This is a genomic window from Staphylococcus caprae, from assembly GCF_002902725.1.
GTDB lineage: Bacteria > Bacillota > Bacilli > Staphylococcales > Staphylococcaceae > Staphylococcus > Staphylococcus caprae.
This window is the reverse complement of record NZ_PPRT01000059.1, coordinates 1-3,329: the sequence shown is the minus strand read 5'-3', so window position 1 is coordinate 3,329 and position 3,329 is coordinate 1. Positions and strand designations below refer to the sequence as shown.

At 29.2% G+C, this 3,329-nt stretch carries 3 protein-coding genes; all 3 read right to left on the bottom strand.

Translation table 11 applies throughout. From position 1 onward, the window contains the following. Nucleotides 1-276: 276 nt before the first annotated feature. Complete coding sequence (locus CD155_RS10595) at nucleotides 277-948, bottom strand: hypothetical protein (RefSeq protein ID WP_103213304.1); 672 nt, start codon at nucleotides 946-948, stop codon at nucleotides 277-279. Nucleotides 949-1,004: 56 nt separating this feature from the next. After that, nucleotides 1,005-1,709 (bottom strand): hypothetical protein, encoded by a 705-nt coding sequence (locus tag CD155_RS10590; RefSeq protein ID WP_103213303.1) that lies wholly within the window; start codon nucleotides 1,707-1,709, stop codon nucleotides 1,005-1,007. 470 nt (nucleotides 1,710-2,179) lie between these two features. Next, nucleotides 2,180-3,160 carry a sphingomyelin phosphodiesterase gene (sph, locus tag CD155_RS10585; protein WP_172605861.1) on the bottom strand — a complete coding sequence of 327 codons (981 nt, stop codon included), beginning with the start codon at nucleotides 3,158-3,160 and terminating at the stop codon, nucleotides 2,180-2,182. Between the last annotated feature and the right edge of the window lie 169 nt (nucleotides 3,161-3,329).

The window sequence follows — 3,329 nt, the reverse complement described above, 5'->3', positions numbered from 1 at the left end:
AACTATAACATCAGTAAATATATACCACAAATTAAAAAGTTTTTTCATAATTTTTATATAAATGTTAATAAATTATTTTCTATTAACACAATTTTAATAATTGAATAGTTTTGATTTTTAAAACCTAAAAAATACGGACTGATGAGAACTTTTAAATTCTCACCAGTCCAATTTAGTATAGAGCCTATATAATCGCTTTCTCAGTTCAATTGTCTACTAAAATTAACAATATTACCCATTTTAGCTCATATGTTTTTTCAATTTATACATTATAATTTATTGATTTTCCGACTGATTAGAGGTCGTTTGTTTCGTTTTTGTATGCTTTGTAGCCACAATTTTAATAATAATCATGGCTATGCCTAATAAGGATGCTAATATGTAGGATGCACCGCCTAATTCTTTTACAAATATGCTTCCCTCTATGTAACCAGAACCGCCTTCATCAGTATATATCTTTGTATTGGTATCTAACATTATATCAATAGCATAGACTGTAGTTCCTGCCATGATAATCACCCACGGAATTGTCTTCAGAAATCCCCAATATTTGTTTCGTTTGAAAAAAGGTAAGAAAATCATAAAATATGGAAATAGAATAAATATCATTGCAAGTCCAACGGTAAATATAATAATCCAGAAGAATCCCGTTGCAAGTAAGTAATAACTTATAACTTGAATAACGCCTAAAGTCACTAAAATAAAGAACAATAAACTTAATAGATATTTTAATGGCCCATCCAATTTAGTAGCTATTTTATCGTATGTATCTAATTTTTCTGTTTTACGATAAATGAGTAAACTGAATACTTTAATCATTACAAAGTAAAGAACAGCAATAATCGTAAATATCAATATATCTTTTCCAAAAACTTCAAACACCCAATCTACAATACCCATCCGATTATAGGTCGATGTTTCCGAAGCGTAATCCCCCAAAATTAACATAATTATCTCTCCTTAATATAAAATATTTCATTATTTTAGCGTCTTATTTAATCGAATTATTGCTTGTCTAACGTTTGATATGTAATGCAAGCTTGTATATATAATGCCAACCATACCTCGTCAGGATATTTACTATTATTATTTACTTTAATCTGATTTTGTTCCCCACGTTTATTTGTTTTTTTACTTTTTTTATAATCTAGCGCTGTACGTTCGGCTGATAAAATAATGTTACTATGTTCATCTTTAATCACCGTAGAATGAAATCGATCTGGATTCTCAAAACGATAACTTTCCTTAGCTTTATTGACAAAACTATACGGGAATAAACGTTTGAACCCGCCTTCTTTAATCATTTTATCTTTTTTGAAAGTGCCTATCTCTTCTCTATTTAAAAGCACTCGATACAAAGCAAAATTAGTGATACCTTCCACACGTTCTATAATAACTGAGCAATCATCAGACCTAACTTGCGTGCCATGTAATGGTTTCAAACCAAATATACTTCTCATCTTTTGACTACTATCTTTATAATATGGAATATGACATAACCTTTTTTTACCATAAATTGGAATATACTGATTATCTAAAATCATACTCGGCGCTTGATAAAAATATTTCCCATTACCATATCCACTATGGTCAATATGGTCTAACTTATCCTCACTGAAAGTTTGTTGAGATTTCTTTCTAATCCCATTAATAATCAAATAACCTATACCTAAAATGACAATTAAAGTAATTAAACTTGTGATTTCCATACTGAACTCCTTCAATTTTGACTTTATAAATAATTAATCACATCCTTATCATACAATTTTTTGTTTTTTAAAGTGATATAAACAAATAAATTTAATATTTATGTAAAATTAATAAATAGTATCGTCTTTTTCTTTTCTTGATATTAAAACCAATAACATAAGGTAAGAATTACCGGATAGTTACCGCAGTCTACCTTCTCTAAAATATTAATCTTTTGATAAATAAATACGACAAAAACATACTAAAATTAGCTTTGTTTGATGATGCGGTGCTTTAATAACTATTGAATCTAATTTTACTTTTAAACCAAAATGTACAAATTCTTTAAATTTAATTAGAGTTTTTAAGGACTGATAAGTTAGGATTTAGTAAAAAAGGAGCTATATAAGAAATCAATTTGAACTTTGATTTCCATATAGCTCCCTTTTAAAGTATTTAGATTTAAAAATTTAACGCCCATATAATAATATTAATTTGATGCATATGCAGAAAGTGGATAATGGTCTGAATAATCGTTATATTTGTAAGTCTTGCCCCATGATTTCACAGACCATTCTGGCGCCTTTGCTTTGTGTACATAATTATGCCATGAGCTTGGTTGTGCATGGTCTCGATCTAGTAAAATATAGTCTAAATGTTGTGGTTCTAATTTAGGATAATTATATTTTGCAATGCTGTTGCTTTGAGTATCCCAACTATAGGGATTACCCTCAAATTGTGTTGGCAATGAAACGTTCAAGTTATCAGACATTTGCTGATATTCATCTGAACCTTTAATGACATTTAAATCACCGCCGATATATACGGGTTCATTTTTAGGAATATGTTTATCTTTGATAAATTGTTTGATTTCATTCATTTGGCTCTGTCTAATGCTTTGGTCTTTTCCTTTCATGCACGTTGGATCTTCGGCTTGAAGGTGTGTTCCAATAATATGGTGATATTTACCATTTTTATTAATTTTAATGTAAGCAAAGCCTTTATTGCTTAGCTTGTCAGCACCACAACCATCTTTATAAATATGTTGTTCTTGTTGGACGATGGGCCATTTACTCACAATGCCAACACCACCGCTTACTTGTTTTACTTTTCTATAAGAACCAGATGTTTTCTGCCAACCTTCTGTACCTTTACCAACAATAGGCGTTTGATAAGGATATTGTGATTTTAAATTTGTTAAAAGTCGATGGGATGCTTTTTTATCAAATAATTCGTTAAAAATTACAACGTCTTGACCTTGTATATAATCAGCCTTTGAAATTAAATCAGCGCGCTGAGATTGTCCCCAATTGGGATATATGGCTGTAGGCAAGAAATAAACGTTATGTGTTGTGATTTTAAGGCTGTCTTCAAGATTGCGTTCTTTAGCATATGTAATTGACGAAAATACTAATAATAAACTGCTTAATACGAAAATTGTAGTTACTATACATTTGCGTGACCAGTTCAAATACCTCATTGATACACCTCATTTCATTTGATGAAACGATTGTAACAAATGAAATTGTGCTATTTTCAAAAATTACTATATCTAAATAAAATTTTAATAAAAAATTAAAATAATAAGGATTATGTTAGAAAGTTGAGTGTTATTTCAATAAAATAGAAATGTATTAGTT

What these genes read in the sequence shown, in the direction of transcription:
- CD155_RS10595 (WP_103213304.1), bottom strand. Translation starts at nt 948, where the DNA reads ATGTTAATTTTGGGGGATTACGCTTCGGAAACATCGACCTATAATCGG.
- CD155_RS10590 (WP_103213303.1), bottom strand. Translation starts at nt 1,709, where the DNA reads ATGGAAATCACAAGTTTAATTACTTTAATTGTCATTTTAGGTATAGGT.